Origin of the sequence: Sedimenticola selenatireducens DSM 17993, assembly GCF_000428045.1 — a bacterium.
GTDB classification, from domain to species: domain Bacteria; phylum Pseudomonadota; class Gammaproteobacteria; order Chromatiales; family Chromatiaceae; genus Sedimenticola; species Sedimenticola selenatireducens.
Window position 1 is genome coordinate 44,443 of sequence record NZ_ATZE01000010.1, and the last position, 15,440, is coordinate 59,882.

18 protein-coding genes are annotated in these 15,440 nt (G+C 58.3%); 2 read left to right on the forward strand and 16 right to left on the reverse strand.

From position 1 onward, the window contains the following. Positions 1-33: 33 nt before the first annotated feature. The 9 genes from ccmI to ccmA all read right to left on the reverse strand — a co-directional run bounded on the left by ccmI (position 34) and on the right by ccmA (position 7,057). On the reverse strand, positions 34-1,275 hold the full coding sequence (ccmI, locus tag A3GO_RS0108945) for a c-type cytochrome biogenesis protein CcmI (protein ID WP_029133107.1): 1,242 nt from the start codon (positions 1,273-1,275) through the stop codon (positions 34-36). Beyond that, positions 1,272-1,733 (reverse strand): cytochrome c-type biogenesis protein, encoded by a 462-nt coding sequence (locus A3GO_RS0108950; RefSeq protein ID WP_029133108.1) that lies wholly within the window; start codon positions 1,731-1,733, stop codon positions 1,272-1,274. The genes ccmI and A3GO_RS0108950 overlap by 4 nt, the downstream gene beginning before the upstream one ends. After that, entirely contained in the window at positions 1,730-2,263 is a 534-nt protein-coding gene (locus A3GO_RS0108955) for a DsbE family thiol:disulfide interchange protein (RefSeq protein WP_029133109.1), read from the reverse strand. Before A3GO_RS0108955 ends, A3GO_RS0108950 begins: the two co-directional genes overlap by 4 nt. Then, entirely contained in the window at positions 2,260-4,233 is a 1,974-nt protein-coding gene (locus A3GO_RS0108960) for a heme lyase CcmF/NrfE family subunit (RefSeq protein ID WP_029133110.1), read from the reverse strand. Before A3GO_RS0108960 ends, A3GO_RS0108955 begins: the two co-directional genes overlap by 4 nt. Beyond that, positions 4,230-4,679 (reverse strand): cytochrome c maturation protein CcmE, encoded by a 450-nt coding sequence (ccmE, locus tag A3GO_RS0108965; RefSeq protein ID WP_029133111.1) that lies wholly within the window; start codon positions 4,677-4,679, stop codon positions 4,230-4,232. The genes A3GO_RS0108960 and ccmE overlap by 4 nt, the downstream gene beginning before the upstream one ends. After that, positions 4,676-4,849, reverse strand: coding sequence for a heme exporter protein CcmD (gene ccmD, locus A3GO_RS0108970; RefSeq protein WP_037375017.1), 174 nt, complete (start codon positions 4,847-4,849; stop codon positions 4,676-4,678). Before ccmD ends, ccmE begins: the two co-directional genes overlap by 4 nt. Then, the gene (locus A3GO_RS0108975) at positions 4,846-5,595 is read right to left on the reverse strand and encodes a heme ABC transporter permease (RefSeq protein ID WP_029133113.1); all 750 of its coding nucleotides are present in this window, start codon (positions 5,593-5,595) and stop codon (positions 4,846-4,848) included. Before A3GO_RS0108975 ends, ccmD begins: the two co-directional genes overlap by 4 nt. Positions 5,596-5,760: 165 nt before the next feature. After that, positions 5,761-6,429 carry a heme exporter protein CcmB gene (gene ccmB, locus A3GO_RS0108980; protein WP_029133114.1) on the reverse strand — a complete coding sequence of 223 codons (669 nt, stop codon included), beginning with the start codon at positions 6,427-6,429 and terminating at the stop codon, positions 5,761-5,763. Next, complete coding sequence (ccmA, locus tag A3GO_RS0108985; protein ID WP_029133115.1) at positions 6,422-7,057, reverse strand: cytochrome c biogenesis heme-transporting ATPase CcmA; 636 nt, start codon at positions 7,055-7,057, stop codon at positions 6,422-6,424. Before ccmA ends, ccmB begins: the two co-directional genes overlap by 8 nt. A 279-nt stretch (positions 7,058-7,336) precedes the next feature. Here ccmA and A3GO_RS0108990 point away from each other — a divergent pair, with 279 nt between their 5' ends. After that, positions 7,337-7,942: an XTP/dITP diphosphatase gene (locus A3GO_RS0108990; protein WP_029133116.1), complete on the forward strand. Its 606-nt coding sequence runs from the start codon at positions 7,337-7,339 to the stop codon at positions 7,940-7,942. Between the two features lie 94 nt (positions 7,943-8,036). Beyond that, positions 8,037-8,387 carry a hypothetical protein gene (locus tag A3GO_RS0108995; protein ID WP_029133117.1) on the forward strand — a complete coding sequence of 117 codons (351 nt, stop codon included), beginning with the start codon at positions 8,037-8,039 and terminating at the stop codon, positions 8,385-8,387. 3 nt (positions 8,388-8,390) lie between these two features. Here the strand turns inward: A3GO_RS0108995 and A3GO_RS0109000 are convergent, their stop codons facing one another. From A3GO_RS0109000 to A3GO_RS0109035, 7 genes are all read right to left on the reverse strand, one after another. Continuing rightward, entirely contained in the window at positions 8,391-9,569 is a 1,179-nt protein-coding gene (locus tag A3GO_RS0109000) for a CaiB/BaiF CoA transferase family protein (RefSeq protein ID WP_029133118.1), read from the reverse strand. Between the two features lie 390 nt (positions 9,570-9,959). Continuing rightward, positions 9,960-10,415: a response regulator gene (locus A3GO_RS23275; RefSeq protein ID WP_051302045.1), complete on the reverse strand. Its 456-nt coding sequence runs from the start codon at positions 10,413-10,415 to the stop codon at positions 9,960-9,962. 109 nt (positions 10,416-10,524) lie between these two features. After that, the gene (locus A3GO_RS0109015) at positions 10,525-11,460 is read right to left on the reverse strand and encodes a 2-dehydropantoate 2-reductase (protein WP_029133119.1); all 936 of its coding nucleotides are present in this window, start codon (positions 11,458-11,460) and stop codon (positions 10,525-10,527) included. A 197-nt stretch (positions 11,461-11,657) separates the two neighbouring features. Further along, positions 11,658-12,458 (reverse strand): type IV pili methyl-accepting chemotaxis transducer N-terminal domain-containing protein, encoded by an 801-nt coding sequence (locus A3GO_RS0109020; protein ID WP_029133120.1) that lies wholly within the window; start codon positions 12,456-12,458, stop codon positions 11,658-11,660. A gap of 172 nt (positions 12,459-12,630) precedes the next feature. Then, entirely contained in the window at positions 12,631-13,473 is an 843-nt protein-coding gene (locus A3GO_RS0109025) for an alpha/beta fold hydrolase (RefSeq protein ID WP_029133121.1), read from the reverse strand. A gap of 225 nt (positions 13,474-13,698) precedes the next feature. Beyond that, the gene (locus A3GO_RS0109030) at positions 13,699-14,412 is read right to left on the reverse strand and encodes a cyclic nucleotide-binding domain-containing protein (protein WP_084609961.1); all 714 of its coding nucleotides are present in this window, start codon (positions 14,410-14,412) and stop codon (positions 13,699-13,701) included. A 200-nt stretch (positions 14,413-14,612) separates the two neighbouring features. Continuing rightward, a complete protein-coding gene (locus tag A3GO_RS0109035; RefSeq protein ID WP_051302111.1) occupies positions 14,613-15,215 on the reverse strand; it encodes an HD-GYP domain-containing protein in 603 nt (200 codons plus the stop codon). Positions 15,216-15,440: the final 225 nt, after the last annotated feature.

Below are 15,440 nucleotides of genomic sequence, written 5' to 3' on the forward strand. Positions count from 1 at the left end.
AGGCCTTTTTTCTCTTCCGAATGTGGAGTGAAGTTAAGGAATTACCGAGTCAATCACCAACTCCACCACCGCCTGATCACTGACAGTCACCGGAGACACTTCTCCCAACAGATCGCCACTGGCGGCAATGGCATTACCGGATCGTGAGATCCGGGCTCCTACCACCACCTGCGGAAACTTCGACAGATTCATCCCCGGCACCATCGCCTGGGCATCACTTAATTCAACCGTGGTCGGCAGATCACCCGCTTTCAGACGCACCGCGGCCAGGGGCATTTTCGGGCCCGTCAGGGCACGAGCATAAATAAACAGGCTCTCTTCCGGCTTTACCTGGGCCGCCAGCTCGGCAGAAAGGGAAATGCGGGCAGTGATAGCCGTACCTGACGGGATGGCCGCCGCCGGTTTTTCCGGCACGCTGTCCGAACCCGACGCGGTCAGCTGGCGTTCGGCCACCGCAATCAGCCTATCGACCTGTTGGGTTGCATCCGGGTCATCCGCCAGCATCGGCTTGAGATGACGCCAGTGTTCCAGGGCGCGGGCATAATTGCCCGATTGATTTTCCGCCATACCCGCCAGCCAGAGCGCTGTCTGATCTTCAGGCGCCAGGGTAACCGCCTTGCGGATCAGTTCGGCAGGGCGCCCCTGCATATCCCCACCCGCCGACATCGCCAGGGCATCGGCCAGCGCCAACATGATAGAGGGCTGCTCACCGGCAAGCTGGTTCAGCTTGTCAAAGGCAAAGGCTGCGCTCTGATAATCCTTCATCGCCATGTGAGTACGCCCCAGCAGATACCACCCTTCTGCATCCTCGGGATTCTCTTTCAGACGCTCCACCAGGGTGGTCATCATCTCCTCAATTGAGGGCAGTTTCTTGTCTGACGACTGTTGCGCCACCACAACCTGCGGATCAACCAGTTGCGGCGTCCCCAGATAGAGATAGACCGAGATCGTAGCGGCCACCACAAACAGGGCCGAGAACAGCAGGACCAGGAGGCCGCCCTTACCGGCCCCCGCAGCGCCACCCGAATCACCACTGGATTCCAGGTCTATCAACAGCGCCTGCTCCAACTCAAGCTTGGTCTGTTCGTACTCTTCGTCCGACAGGGAACCGGCGGCATGCTCCTTGTTCAGTTCGGCCAGCCGCTCGCGGGCAATCACCACATTCTGTTTATCGCGATCCGATTCCTGCAGCTCCGACGCGCGCAGCAGGGACGGGGCAATAAACGCTAGCGCGACCAGTATCATGGCCGCCGAAATTATCCAGAAAATTGTCATGTATTATTATCTTCTTCGCCAAGCAATGTCTTGGCTCTCTGCAAGTCGTTATCACTGATCTGGTTATCAGCCAGTTTGCCTTTTCCCCGAATGAATATAAACAGGATGGCGACACCACCCGCCAGGATGCCAAACGGCCCCAGCCAGAGCAGCAGGGTCGACAACTGGAACGGTGGGCGATAGAGCACGAAATCCCCATAGCGCTTGACCATGTAGGCGACCACATCGTCGCTACTGGCGCCACTCTGCACCAACTCGTAAGTCTTGCGGCGCATATCCTGGGCCAGCTCGGCATTGGAGTCGGCCAGGTTCTGATTCTGGCAAACCAGACAGCGTAACTCCGCGACCAGCTGTTTGTAGCGGGCCTCCTTCTCCGGGTCATCGAACTGAGTTGCCTCAATGGCTGCCTGGGAGAACAGCGGTATCAACAGCAACACAAACAGCCAGGCCCGGATCATGACTCACCCTCCAGCTGTTGCAGCAGAGGCTTGAACTCATCCTCCCACACCTGCTGGTAAAGGGGGCCGGTGTGTTTCTTGCGTATCATTCCCTGCTTGTCGATCACAAAGGTCTCCGGTGCGCCATAGACGCCCCAGTCCATGATCGCCTCGCTTTCGGGATCGAATCCAACCGCGGCAAACGGGTTGCCTTTCTTGGCCAGGAAGGCCTGTGCCTCAGCCCGATCATCGCGCCAGTCGATACCGATAATGGTGACGCCCTCGGTTTTTGCCAGACGATTGAGAAACTCATGTTCACGCCAGCACTCCGGACACCAGGTTCCCCAGACATTCAGCAACCATACCTTGCCCTTCAAGGCATCGGAACTGACCGTTTTCTCCGGATCAAACAGATCCGGAAGATTAAATGTCGGTGCCCGCTCATTGATCAGCACCGACGGTACATCACGCGGATTCAGTGTCAGGCCGATACCAAGCAGCAGCGCCAGGACCAGAAAGATGCCCAGCGGTATCAAAAAACGCGCTTTCATGCTGTACCCACCGTGACCCCGTCAACGCCCACACTGGCCTTGCGTTTCAATCGATAATAGCGACGATCGGTGGCCGCCAGCAGGCCACCCAACGCCATGAACAGGCCGCCCAGCCAGACCCAGCGAACAAACGGTTTGTGGTAGAGACGCACACTCCAGGCACCTTCATTACCCAGAGGCTCGCCCAGAGCGACAAACAGATCACGGAACAACCCTGCGTCGATACCCGCTTCGGTCATCGGCATACCACTCTTGTAGTTGCGTTTCTCCGGGCTGAGGTGCGTAATCTTGGTGTCGCTCAGGTAGATGTCCACCTCACCCCTAAATGCCAGGTAGTTGGGTCCCTGGGTTTTTTTCACCCCCTGGAACTGAAAATCATATCCGCCCAGCGAATAAGTCTCGCCCGGCGCAAGCCGCACGTCCTTCTCCTCGCTGTAGACGCTGGTCAGGATGATACCGACCACAAACACGGCCAACCCGGTATGAGCCAGCATCATGCCCCAACCGGAGCGGGGAGTATTGGCCAGGGTCTGGGTAAAGGCGCGCCCGGCGGTGTGCCGGTCAAACAGCCACTGCAGGGTGCTGAGGACCACCCAGACGGCCAGCACCAGAGCCAAGTTTGCACCCCACGAGTAGTAGGGGGCCAGCAGCATCAGGCCGGATCCGGCAATCAGACTGAACAACAATGACAGCCGCAGCTTTGTAAACAACCGCTGACCGCTGTCGTGCCGCCACCTCGCCAGTGCGCCAACACCCACTAACGCAGCCAGCGGAGCGGTCAGGGGAATAAACACCGAATTGAAATAGGGAGGTCCAACCGAGATCTTGCCCAGACCCAGGGCATCGATCGCCAACGGATAGAGCGTTCCCAGCAATACACTGCAGGCAGCCACCACCAGGATCACATTATTCAGCAGCAACGCCGTCTCCTTGGAGATCAATTTGAAGCTGACGCTGCTGCGGATCTGCGAGGCACGCCAGGAGTACAGCAGCAGGGAGCCGCCAATGACCACCACCAGGAAGGCGAGGATAAAGATACCCCGTCCCGGATCGGTGGCGAAGGCATGTACCGAGGTGAGTACACCGGAACGCACCAGGAAGGTACCCAGGAGGCTCAGCGAGAAGGCAAAGATGGCCAGCAGTACGGTCCAGGCCTTGAATGCGCCTCGCTTCTCGGTCACCGCCAAGGAGTGAATCAGCGCCGTGCCCACCAGCCAGGGCATGAAGGAGGCGTTCTCCACCGGGTCCCAGAACCACCAGCCGCCCCAGCCCAACTCATAGTAGGCCCACCAGCTGCCCAGCACGATACCCAGGGTGAGGAACATCCAGGCGATATTGGTCCAGGGACGTGACCAGCGCGCCCAGGCCGCATCCAACTGACCGCCCAGCATGGCGGCAATGGCAAAGGCGAACGCTACCGAGAACCCGACATAGCCCATATAGAGCATCGGCGGGTGAATCGCCAGACCGGGGTCTTGCAGCAAGGGGTTCAGGTCCCGACCCTCAATGGGTGGATTTACCAGCCGGTCAAACGGATTCGAGGTGAACAACATAAACAGCAGGAAGCCGACACTGATCATGCCCATCACGCCGACCACCCGGGCCAGCATGATCTCCGGCATGCTGCGGCTGAACAACACCACCGCACCGGTCCAGACGGAGAGAATCACCGCCCAAAGCAGCAGAGAACCCTCATGGGCACCCCAGACCCCGGAGATCAGGTAGAGCGTCGGAAGGTGGGTGTTGGAGTTTGACGCCACATAGGTGACCGAAAAATCGTGCACCAGGAAGGCATAGGTCAGACAGCCGTAGGAGATCAGCATGAACAGCAGCTGTCCCAGCGCCGCAGGCTTGGCCACTGCCACCCAGCTGGCAATACGGCGATGGGCGCCGATAATCGGCAGAGTGGCCTGAATCAGCGCCAGCGACAGCGCCAGGATCAGCGCCACATGTCCGAGTTCGGGAATCATTTGTTGGCTACTCCGGTTGGTGCGCCCTTGTGCGCCTTGTCCAGGGCGTCCGCCACCTCGGGTGGCATGTAGTTCTCATCATGCTTGGCCAGCACCTCATCGGCGACAAATACCCCATCCGGGCCCATGCGTCCCTGGGCGATCACACCCTGGCCCTCGGCAAACAGATCCGGCAGGATACCGGTATAGGCGACCTTCACGGCATGGGCGGTATCGGTCACCAGAAAGCGCACCGTCAGCTCCTGGCCACGCTCAAGACTGCCTGTCTGTACCATGCCACCAAGACGATAGACGTGATCGGCCGGCGCCTTGTTCTGTACCACATCGCTGGGCGAGAAGAAGTAGGAGAGATTACTGTCCAGCGCATTGAATACCAGCCAGGCGGCCAACCCGAGTCCCGCCAGTCCGGCGACCAGAAATCCGAATCGCTTGTGTCTTGCCTTCATACCTTCTCTCCTGCCTTGATCCGGATGATCCTGGCAATGCGTTGCAATACGGCACGCCGATGATTTCGCAGCATAATCGGCTCAAGTATCATCAAGAGTGCGGATACGCCAAACGAGCCCCACACATAGAGGGCATAGCCGCCCATGTCCAAAAATTCCGCCACGCTCATAGCCTCACCTCTGCCAATTCACTGACCCAGGTGGTGTCTGCCTCCCGCTCCAGGATGATCGAGCGAACCCGGGCCAACGCCACGGCAATGGTGTAGGCCCAGAAACCCAGCGCCATGATCAGCATGGTCCAGAGCATGGTAACACCCATTTTTGACCCGTTATCCATGCTGATAGTGGCCCCTTGATGAAGAGTATTCCACCATTGCACCGAGTAATAGATGATCGGAATATTTACCACACCGACCAGCACCAACAGGGCGCCTGCCCGGTCTGCCCGCCGCGTGTCATCAATGGCCCCCTGCAGGGCCAGATAGCCGAGATAGAGAAACAGCAGAATCAGTTCCGACGTCAGCCGCGCATCCCATACCCACCAGGTGCCCCACATCGGCTTGCCCCAGAAGGCGCCGGTCCAGAGCGCCAGAAAGGCGAAAATGGCGCCGGTCGGCGCCAGGGCCCGGGTCATCATGCCCGACAGGCGGGTGTTGAACACCAGGCCGAGCGCCGCCCAGAAAGCCATGATCAGATAGATAAACATGGACATCCAGGCAGCAGGCACATGAACGAAAATAATTCGATAACCTTCACCCTGCTTGTAATCCGTCGGCGCCACGAAGAAACTCATGTAGAGTCCAACGCCAATCAGAGCAAGTGCGAGTACGGCAAAAATCGGAACCAGACGACCCGCCAAAGGATAGAAGGTGGCTGGTGATGAAAATTTAAACCAGTTAATTAATCTTGAATTCATTGGATAGTGTAGGCCAGCTGTTCCGGGGGTTTGATAGTACAAATAGGGTTTGGTTCCCGTGACTTCATTAAATTTTGCAACGGGAGGCATTTATACCCAACTCGGTCACACACGGGCATTGACCGAAAGCAAAACCGCACCCAACAATAGCGCCATTCATTCCCACTATTCTACGGAAATCCTCAGCGCCGCGGAGGCGGCCAGCGGAGCAAGCAGCAAGGATAATACCAGAATGGCGCCGAGCATGGAGATATGTCCCTGGCCACCGAGACCGGATGCGGTCGCCTCCACCGCCCCCGAACCGAAGATCAATACCGGGATATAGAGTGGCAGAACCAGTAGTGAAACCAGCACACCGCCCCCGCGCAGACCCAGCGTAAGCGCCGCGCCGATTGCACCGATCAGGCTTAGCGCCGGCGTTCCCAGCAGCAACGACAGCACCATCACGCCCAGGGCCTCGCTGGAGAGGTCATACTGCAGTCCCAGCAGGGGCGCCATCAGCACCAGCGGCAGACCGGTCACCAGCCAGTGGGCGGTCACCTTGGCCAGCACCAGAACAAACAGCGGCTGCGGGGCAAGCAGCATCTGTTCCAGGGCTCCATCCTCATAATCCACTGCAAACAGGCGCTCCAGTGCCAGCATCGAGGCGAGCAGTGCCGCTACCCAGAAGACACCCGGCGCGATAAGCCGGAGTGTATTCATCTCCGGTCCGATGCCAAGCGGAAACAGGCTCACCACGATGACAAAAAAGAACAGGGTGGTGAACAGGTCCGAACGCCGGCGCATCGCCAGCAGCAGATCGCGTCCCATCAGTGTCCTGAAGGCGCTAAACATGCCCGACCTCCTTCCAGCCAAGCTGCAGTTCCTTGACCTGCTCGCGGGTGATCCTGACCTCCTGGTGGGTGGTCAGTATGACCATACCGCCACTGTTAATATGGTCTCGGATGATGGACTGGAGAAAGTCAACCGCCGCCACATCCAGCGCGGTAAAGGGTTCATCCAGCACCCAGAGCCGCGACTTGTTCACCAGCAGCCGGGCCAATGCCACCCTTCGCTTCTGGCCCTGGGAGAGCACGCGGCTGGGCAGGTCCTCATGCCCCATCAGCCCCATCCGCTCCAGCGCATCCCAGGCCTGCCGCTCAGTGATCGGATTGCCATCGAGGGCACTGCAGACGCGCAGATTTTCCACTCCGGTCAGATCATCCTTAATACCGTTCTTATGCCCGATGTAGACCACATCCCGGGTAAAATCCTCCCCCAGACGATGGATCGACTCGCCGTTCCAGCGGATCTCACCATCACTCTCCTTCATCAGGCCACACACTGTGCGCATCAGGGTGGTCTTGCCACTGCCGTTGTGGCCGTGCAGGTGCAACAGCTCTCCCGCCTCGAGCCTGAAACTGAGATCGGAAAACAGTTTGCGGTCACCCCGTATGCAGGCCAGCCCCGCCACCTCGAGCATCGAAAGCACCCTAATAACAGTCAAAAACCGCCCGATTGTACACAGCCTGACCCCGCTTTCCCATAAGAGCTCGCGAAAGAATAAGTTCCTGTATTCGCCCCCCTGGGCCCCGCTGCAGGCGTTACGCCTTTTGGTAAGGGAACAGCCATTGCCTGCAAGGCGTGCCTTGCCCGCATGACCCAGGAACGCCCTCGGTACGACGGAATTATTCTTTCGCGAGCCCTAAGTCATGTTCCGGGGTAGAATCCCGGTATTCAATTCACAGCAGGAAACCGTGTCATGACAGCGAGTCATCGTGGAGAAAAGGTGGTACTGGCGAGCAATAACGCCGGCAAGGTACGTGAAATCAATCAGTTGCTGGCACAACAGGAGATTCAGGTAATCCCCCAAAGCCAGTTCGACACACCGGAAGCCGAGGAGACCGGCCTGACCTTCGTGGAAAATGCCATTCTCAAGGCACGCAACGCCGCCCGGCACAGCGGCCTGCCGGCCATCGCTGATGATTCAGGCATCGAAGTCGACGCACTCAACGGGGCGCCCGGCATCTACTCAGCACGCTTTGCCGGACCCGCCTGCGACGACCAGGCGAATAACGAAAAGCTGCTGGCCGACCTGCAAGGGGTGGCGGACGAAGATCGCACCGCCCGCTTCCAATGTGTGCTGGTCTATCTGCGTCACGCCGACGATCCGACTCCGATCATCTGCCAGGGGACCTGGGAGGGGCGCATTCTGCACGCAGCCCAGGGCGAGAACGGTTTTGGCTATGATCCGCTGTTTCTGGTGCCGCAGTTCGGCTGCAGCTCCGCCGAGCTCACCTCGGATCAGAAGAACTCCCTGAGTCACCGGGGGCAGGCGTTGCGCCAACTGGTAGCCGCCCTGGCCTGAGGCAATAAATCCTTAACCGCAGCGCAACTGAACTGAAACCAGACTTCGATAGCCTTCTGTTCTGAAACCAAGAACTAACAGAAAGGGATCGAACATGAGCCATAACCACGCGTGCCCGAATAACCCTGTCAATCTGCTGCTGCCGGCCCAGATCGGCTACCACGGACGCACTTTTTCCGCCACACTGGGTAGCCTGACTGCAGAAGGCGCGCTGCTCGAGACCCATGCCTTGACCCTGCCCGTCGGCATGGAGGTGGAGTTGTCGGTGGCCCTGGGCCAGTCGACCTGGCAGATCAAGGCGGTCATTACCCATACCACTCCGCATGAGATCGGTATTCTGTTTAGAAAGACCCAGCACAAACTCCATGCAGCAGCCCGTAATGAATTCCAGCCCGGCTTCAGATCCATCCCCTGCACGATCATGGAACCCGCTGCAATAGGCTGACCGTCACTCCTCCAGCAGCCAGTTCAAGACTGTCTCGGTATCCGCACCAAGCAGTGGCGGCGCCCCCTGGTACTCCACCGGGGTGCGCGAAAACTTTACCGGATTGGCTACCTGGGGCACGTGGCCGGCGACAGGATGGGGCAGATCCAGCCGCATACCCCGGGACAGCACCTGCGGATCACGGAACACCTGGTCAATGCTGTTGATCGGTCCGCAGGGCACCTGCTCCGCCGCCAGTAGTGCGCGCCATTCGGTGGTGGTTTTCTGCCTGAACAGCGGTTCCAGCAGCAAGATCAGCTGTTCACGATATTTCACCCGCTGCCGATTGGTGACGAAGCGCGGGTCCTGCGCCAGCTCCGGTTGACCCAACACCTTGCAGCAGGCGGCAAACTGCCGGTCATTACCGACCGCCAACATCAGGAAACCGTCGCCAGTCGGCAGTGCCTGGTAAGGCACGATATTGGGGTGTGCCGTACCCTGTCGGACCGGCGCCTCACCGCCGATCAGGTAATTCATGCCCTGGTTGGCCAGCCAGGCCACCTGGGTATCCAACAGGCCCAGATCGATCTGCTGCCCCTCCCCGCTCTTCTCGCGGTGATGCAGGGCCGCCAGTATGGCGCTGACCGCATACATCCCGGCCATCAGATCCGCCACCGCCACCCCGACTTTCTGCGGGCCGGCCCCGGGCAGGCCGTCACGTTCACCGGTGATGCTCATGAGGCCGCCCCGTGCCTGCACCATGGCGTCATAACCGGCCAACCCGGCATCCGGGCCGGTCTGGCCAAACCCGGTGATCGAGCAGTAGATCAAGCCGGGATGCTCTGCGGAGAGGGTGGCATAGTCCAGACCGTACTTTTCCAGCCCACCCACTTTGAAATTTTCCACCAGAATGTCGGCCCGGGCGACCAGCTTCCGGATAATGGCCTGGCCTGACTCTGTGGTGATGTCCACCGCAATGGATTGTTTTCCCCGGTTGGTGGAGAGGTAGTAAGCGGATTCGGCCGTATCGATCCCCTGTGGGTCCTTGAGAAACGGGGGACCCCAGTGACGCGTGTCATCCCCCACTTCGGGCCGCTCGATTTTCCAGATGGTGGCCCCGTAATCGGCCAGCAGTTGCGTTGCCCAGGGCCCGGCCAGAATACGGCTCAGGTCCAGTACCCTTATCCCCTTCAGTGGTCCCATGGCGTGTCTGACTCCGAAAACAGGTTAACGAGGAGCTTATTGTGCCATCCCGCCGCCAATCTCGCCCCGACATCGCAAGTTGTTTCAATCACTCTCGTGGGGCGGGGTTCATCCAGGCTAAGGTGCTGCAGCTGATCCGAAATCATGGGGCGAGGCGAATTTCGCGACTGAAACCACTCCTGGCGCTACGCTTGGCCGCCGCAGAGGGCTTTGAACTGCAGGAGGCCCGCCCCGGGCCGAATTCGCGGCGGGGCGCCGCTCCTACAGGGCGAATCGCCAAGCCAAGCCAAAACAGGACCAACAACTAATTGGGGCAGAGCATAAAAAAGCATCGCAGACTTACTAACGGTACCCGACCATAGCCGAGCCGGGCAGGCATATGGAGTCGAGTCAATAGATGGCACTCTCCAGCCGCCGGAAAAATTCACCCCGTTCGAAGGGTTTGGCCATGAACCCCGTGGCGCCGATTTTCCGCACCCAGGTCTGAATCGTGGCCTGCCGGTTGCCGCTGATGATGATCACCGGGATACCCTGGGTATCCACATCGGTCTGCAGTTTTCGTGTCGCCTGGAACCCATCCATACCCGGCATCATCACATCCATGAAGATCAGATTCGGTTTATGGTTGCGCGCCAGTTCGATTCCCCGCGCACCATCTTCCGCCTCCAGTGTCTGATAGCCGGACTGGTGTAACATGCTGCTCATTATCCGGCGTACCGTTTTGGAGTCATCCACGATCAGCACCGTGGTACCTTCCGCCGGCATCACTCGGCGATTGGTCCGACGATCTTTGTTAATGGCGGGACGATTGCGCTGGAATAGTCTGTAAAAACTTGAGAATCCCATCTCTATCTGCACTCTGAAATACGCGGTTGAAAATTACGCTAATGTTAACCGAAACAGCCCGGATGACTATAGGCACAATCTGAAAATCAGGCTGTCTGCGAAACATTGGCTAAAAGACCAACTCTCCACGCGCCCGGCGCTCCAGGGGCAGCAGTGCATCGGTAATCAGTTGATGCGTCGGCGTGGCTACCCCATAACGTCTTCCCAGGCGCACAACAGCGCCATTCCAGGCATCGATTTCCGACGGCCTGCCGGCTGTGATATCCCGCTGCAGGGAACTGGTACCACTCGGCTCCAGCGCCTGGGTAAATTCCCAGGTCCGGGAGATGATATCTTGCGGAAAGACAATTCCTACCGCTGCAGCCACGGCCACTGTTTCATGCAGGCAGGCATCGATAATGGCGCGCGTGCCCGGCTCTTCACGCAGAATACCGATCGGGGCCCGGCTGATCGCACCCAGGCCACCCCAACCGGTGATAAACAGGAATTTTCTCCAGATCTCAAGAAGAATAGAATCAGGCAGCTCTATGGTGATTCCGGCGTCGGTGAGCATGGTGGCCAGCGCGTCCAGGCGCCGACTGGGCGCCCCGTCAAGCTCACCCAGCATTAACGTCGGCTCATGGCCGATATGCCGGATCAACCCGGGGCGCTCGATAAAACTGAAAATTTTCGCCACCCCACCCAGCACCCGTTCTTTGCCGAGTATCTCACCGAGCAGATCAGGTGCCTCTACGCCGTTGAGCAGGGAGACGACACAGGTTTCCGGGCCGATCAGGGGCTTCATCGCCCGGGCCACCTCCGGTACCTGCCAGTTCTTGACACAAACCAGGACCGCATCAACTGGTCCGATCTCCGTCGGGTCGTCAGTTACGAACGGTGAGGTGATGGTGAAATCACCCTTGATACTTTCGACCGCCAGCCCCTGCTGTCGCATTGCCTGTAGATGCGCACCCCGGGCAATAAACGCCACCTCGTGACCGGCTCTGGCCACCCGGCCGCCAAAATAGCCACCCACACCACCACTGCCATACACCGCTATTTTCATCAGGATACCCTCGATCTCACATCAGTCCGAACCCTTGCGACACGGTAAGCATAGCGCATTGGACCGGACCCAAAAAACCAAGGCGGAAAAGGTCATCGACGGGAGGTGGGGCAACTGGGGAAACGCTCTATACGCTCCCGGTTTTCATCGGCGCCGCTCCTCACAGCGCGGAAGGAGCGGCGATGGATATCTGGAGATTAGTTGGATTTGGACGCCCAATGGGCCTTGACGTACATGAGCGTAATGGCGTTCATCCGCTTCATGATGTCATCGGTGGTCACAAAAATGGTCACCGGATAACCCACCTCACTGTTGTCAGTAAAATAGTGCCGGATGGTCTTCCACAGATTCTCCACTCCTTTCAGCTCCCGGTTGATCTTTTCCGAATTCAGGCTGTTACTCTCGAGGTTTGCATGAGCACTTTCGAACTCCTCTACCGCACGCGTCATCTGCGCCATCGTGGCGTCACTCTGAAACCCGGCCTGATGAGCCGCATAAAATTTGGAAATTCGCTGTGAAAGCATCCGCTGACGCCCGGCGATATTGACCGCGGAAACGGTCTTTTCGGCCTGTTTGCCCTCAAGCTCCATGACAACCGCCTGATTCAGTCCCAGTAGCGTCTCACTCAATTCGAGCATGGTTGCTCCACCGAACTTGACATAGGGCGCCTGGGAGATCTTGACCATCTTCTCCAGCAACGGGTCAATCTCATCCAGCAATTCCCGCACCCTGGCATCGGTAACCGATTTTTTCAGGACATCGTGATTGTTCACCATCAGGGCAACGCTGCCCTTCATCTGTCGTGTTGCCTTGCCGGCGCGGATCTGTCCGCCCAGAAAGAGATAATCCTTGGCAATACGTTGCGAGAGCATCCGCTGCATCCCTGCGGTATTCACCAGTGCCGCCATGTCGGCCGCAACGGCACCGGAGGCACTCATCGGCAGCCAGAGCAGCGCTGCAAACCAGAGTATTATCAGCGCCTTATATTTTACTTTCATGCTTATCCCCATCCCCTTATTCTGAAATCAAGCTCACAGCCCGGTTATAACAAAAATTTTGCCAGCACAAAAGAAAATTAATCCTGGCAGCCCTGGATCTCGAACCGGAATTGTCTGGGAGACTCGCTACTGAGCGGGGTGTTGATCTGCTGTTGACTGGATATCTTGGTGACTAATTCGACACGAACTTGACTATCTCTTCGGTAATCCGCGCCGCGCCCGCACCATACAGCATGGTGATGTGGTTGCCCGGTACCTCGCTATAGCTGCCCTGGGGCAGGGCGGCAACAGTTGCTTCTGCCTGCTCACGGGGTAGTAACGGAGGCGCGCCGGGCAAGCCATAGCCTCCCGTGGCATTGAGCAACAGGGTCGGCTGACCGATGAGTGGCAGCTTCTCCCGCCACGCCTCGGCCAATACATGCTCCACCGCCTCGGTAATGGCCGCGGGAGATGAGCGGGACACCACCTGGCCACTCGGCAGCGTCTCTATATCTGCGCGAAAATAGCTCTCGATAGCCGGGTCCCACCACTGATGGAAGAAGGGCATCACTTTAACCGCGGCCAGGTAGGTTTCCCATGACGGTACCGGCTTGCCCAGTCGATCAATGGCAGGCTGTATCAGGCGCCGGGTATCCGGATGCATCTCCGCCGCGGCATCGATTACCACAAGCTTCTCCACCCGTTCCGGGTTGTTTGCCGCCAGATAGAGGCCCAGCAGGCCACCGTAGGAGTGGCCGCCGAGTATCACGCTATCCAGCTCCAGCCGGTCCAGCAGGCCAATCACATCAGCCGCATGATCCGCCAGGGAATAGCCGGATTCGGGTTTGTCGCTCAAACCCCGTCCGCGCAGATCCAGCGCCAACAGCCGCACGGCGGGTACCAGTCCGGCACTCACCAGGCCATCAAACGAGTGAGCATTGGCGGTCAGCCCCGGCATCAGCAGCAGAGTCGGACCAGCCGACGCATGATCCAGATAGTGCAGCCTGATACCGTTTGCCTGTAAAAACCGATCCACTCAACACCCCTGAGTTACTGAATAACAATCACGATGGAGAGGGTTGCCTCCATCATGGACAAGACACCACAAAGTCAGAGCCTGGGTCCGCTACATGCCAAGAGGCGGCGTCGCCCCGGCCAGTGCAATACCGGGTAGACGGACGCGGCAGGGTTATGCATTTCCTCCGGCTTAACGTCGAACACCCGCCTTCCTCGAATGCACCGGACCAGCCGGGTAACCTGCTTACTCCTTCGGGGTGATTCTGTCCGATGCATCCAGCTTGTTACTGAACCCGCAGAATCTCCGCAACTTGACGATGGACTCAATCCGTACCTGCTTGTGATCGATCGTCACACCCTGTTCCCGAAGCGCGGTAAAGGTACGGGACAAGCCCTCCTGGGACATCCCCAGAAGCGCCGCCAGCATCTTTTTAGTGTGGGGAAGGATGATGCAGTTTTCCCCCCGACCCTGGTCATAGGCCAGATCCAATAGAAATGCCGCCACCCGCTGCGCGGTGGTGCGCAACCGCTGATTCTTCACCTGACGCACCATGCTGCGGTACTGGGTTGAAAGGGTCGCCATCATGTTGAGGCCGAAGTCACCACCATGCCGGATCAACCCTACCAATTCAGCACCCGGTATCTTGAGTACACGGGAACTTTTCACTACCTCGGCGGACATCAGAAAACGCTTGCCGGTGATCACTGCTGCCAGGATGAAGGAATCCCCCGGATAGAGAATCTCTATCACGGTCTGCTGCCCCTCCGGTCCCTTTGCCGTCATCTGCGCCAGCCCGCTTACCAGCACATAAAGGTACTCCGCCTTATCACCTTCACGGAAAAGGATATTGCCTTTCTCACAGACCAGCTCTTGGGTGTGTTGTGCCACCCGCGCCAGATCCTCGCTACTCATGTCGGAAAAGAGAGGTATCTGCTCCAGTAATTTTGCTGCATTCATAATTGGTAGGTTTATCTAGAGTTGGCATAACCGGCATCCAAGCACCCGACTGCGTCCTGCGGACTATAGAGGTTAACACATAAGCATGAAAAACAGTCTGAATTACAGCGCCAGCGACCGCTGGCGTTAAACGCGGAGGGCTTCTTAAGGGGAATAATGACACCTGATGGTCATGCGGCTAACGACAAAGCCTGGGGAATTCAGTCAATACCTCCACCTCGCCAGGTCTCGACCAGCTGCTGCAGTTTATTCACCAGATAGGGATCCAGCTTGGTTCCGGCCTCTCCCGACATGATATCCAACGTCTCTGCGACCGGACGCGCTTCATGATAAGGCCGGGTTTTGGTCATCGCATCATAGCTGTCAGCCACCGAAATAATGCGGGAGAGAATCGGTATTGTCTCGCCCTGCAGGCCATCCGGATAGCCCCCGCCATTGAAGTGTTCATGGTGATGCCGCACTACCCGGGCAATCAGATCGCCGGCCTTCAGCCCCAGCTCCCTGACGATTCCCTCCCCCTTGGTGGCATGGTCTTTCATCACCTCCATGTCTTCCACGGTGAAGCGTTCCGGTTTTAGCAGAATATGATCGGGAATACCGATTTTGCCGATATCGTGAAAAAAGGCGCCCAGCTCAAGCACCTCAAGATCGGCCCGATCCAGGCCACAAGCAAGGCCAATCAGCCGGGAGAAGCCGGCCACGCGTCGGGAGTGGCACTGGGTGTAGTGATCCCGCTCATTCAGCGCCGCCCCCAATGCCCGGGAGCCGGGATCAAGTTCGAAGTGATGGAGAAACTCATTCATGCCTTGCATTACCACCCAACGGTGCAGATTCATCCTGGATAATATCCGTCAACCTCAATACCGCACGACCACTGGCGATATTGCCACACTTACCCGCCGAAACAGTGACGGCCGTCACACCGAGTATAGCCGATCAGTCATGAAATTCCGGCGTATAACGCCCCGTCCGCAGGCGTATATTGACCCTGTTTCTCCCCTCTAAGCCCGCCTGGGTTGTGGTGACAA

Coding starts and splice junctions, on each gene's coding strand:
- ccmI (WP_029133107.1), bottom strand. CDS start 1,275: ATGACAATTTTCTGGATAATTTCGGCGGCCATGATACTGGTCGCGCTA.
- A3GO_RS0108950 (WP_029133108.1), bottom strand. CDS start 1,733: ATGATCCGGGCCTGGCTGTTTGTGTTGCTGTTGATACCGCTGTTCTCC.
- A3GO_RS0108955 (WP_029133109.1), bottom strand. CDS start 2,263: ATGAAAGCGCGTTTTTTGATACCGCTGGGCATCTTTCTGGTCCTGGCG.
- A3GO_RS0108960 (WP_029133110.1), bottom strand. CDS start 4,233: ATGATTCCCGAACTCGGACATGTGGCGCTGATCCTGGCGCTGTCGCTG.
- ccmE (WP_029133111.1), bottom strand. CDS start 4,679: ATGAAGGCAAGACACAAGCGATTCGGATTTCTGGTCGCCGGACTGGCG.
- ccmD (WP_037375017.1), bottom strand. CDS start 4,849: ATGAGCGTGGCGGAATTTTTGGACATGGGCGGCTATGCCCTCTATGTG.
- A3GO_RS0108975 (WP_029133113.1), bottom strand. CDS start 5,595: ATGAATTCAAGATTAATTAACTGGTTTAAATTTTCATCACCAGCCACC.
- ccmB (WP_029133114.1), bottom strand. CDS start 6,429: ATGTTTAGCGCCTTCAGGACACTGATGGGACGCGATCTGCTGCTGGCG.
- ccmA (WP_029133115.1), bottom strand. CDS start 7,057: ATGCTCGAGGTGGCGGGGCTGGCCTGCATACGGGGTGACCGCAAACTG.
- A3GO_RS0108990 (WP_029133116.1), top strand. CDS start 7,337: ATGACAGCGAGTCATCGTGGAGAAAAGGTGGTACTGGCGAGCAATAAC.
- A3GO_RS0108995 (WP_029133117.1), top strand. CDS start 8,037: ATGAGCCATAACCACGCGTGCCCGAATAACCCTGTCAATCTGCTGCTG.
- A3GO_RS0109000 (WP_029133118.1), bottom strand. CDS start 9,569: ATGGGACCACTGAAGGGGATAAGGGTACTGGACCTGAGCCGTATTCTG.
- A3GO_RS23275 (WP_051302045.1), bottom strand. CDS start 10,415: ATGGGATTCTCAAGTTTTTACAGACTATTCCAGCGCAATCGTCCCGCC.
- A3GO_RS0109015 (WP_029133119.1), bottom strand. CDS start 11,460: ATGAAAATAGCGGTGTATGGCAGTGGTGGTGTGGGTGGCTATTTTGGC.
- A3GO_RS0109020 (WP_029133120.1), bottom strand. CDS start 12,458: ATGAAAGTAAAATATAAGGCGCTGATAATACTCTGGTTTGCAGCGCTG.
- A3GO_RS0109030 (WP_084609961.1), bottom strand. CDS start 14,412: ATGAATGCAGCAAAATTACTGGAGCAGATACCTCTCTTTTCCGACATG.
- A3GO_RS0109035 (WP_051302111.1), bottom strand. CDS start 15,215: ATGAATGAGTTTCTCCATCACTTCGAACTTGATCCCGGCTCCCGGGCA.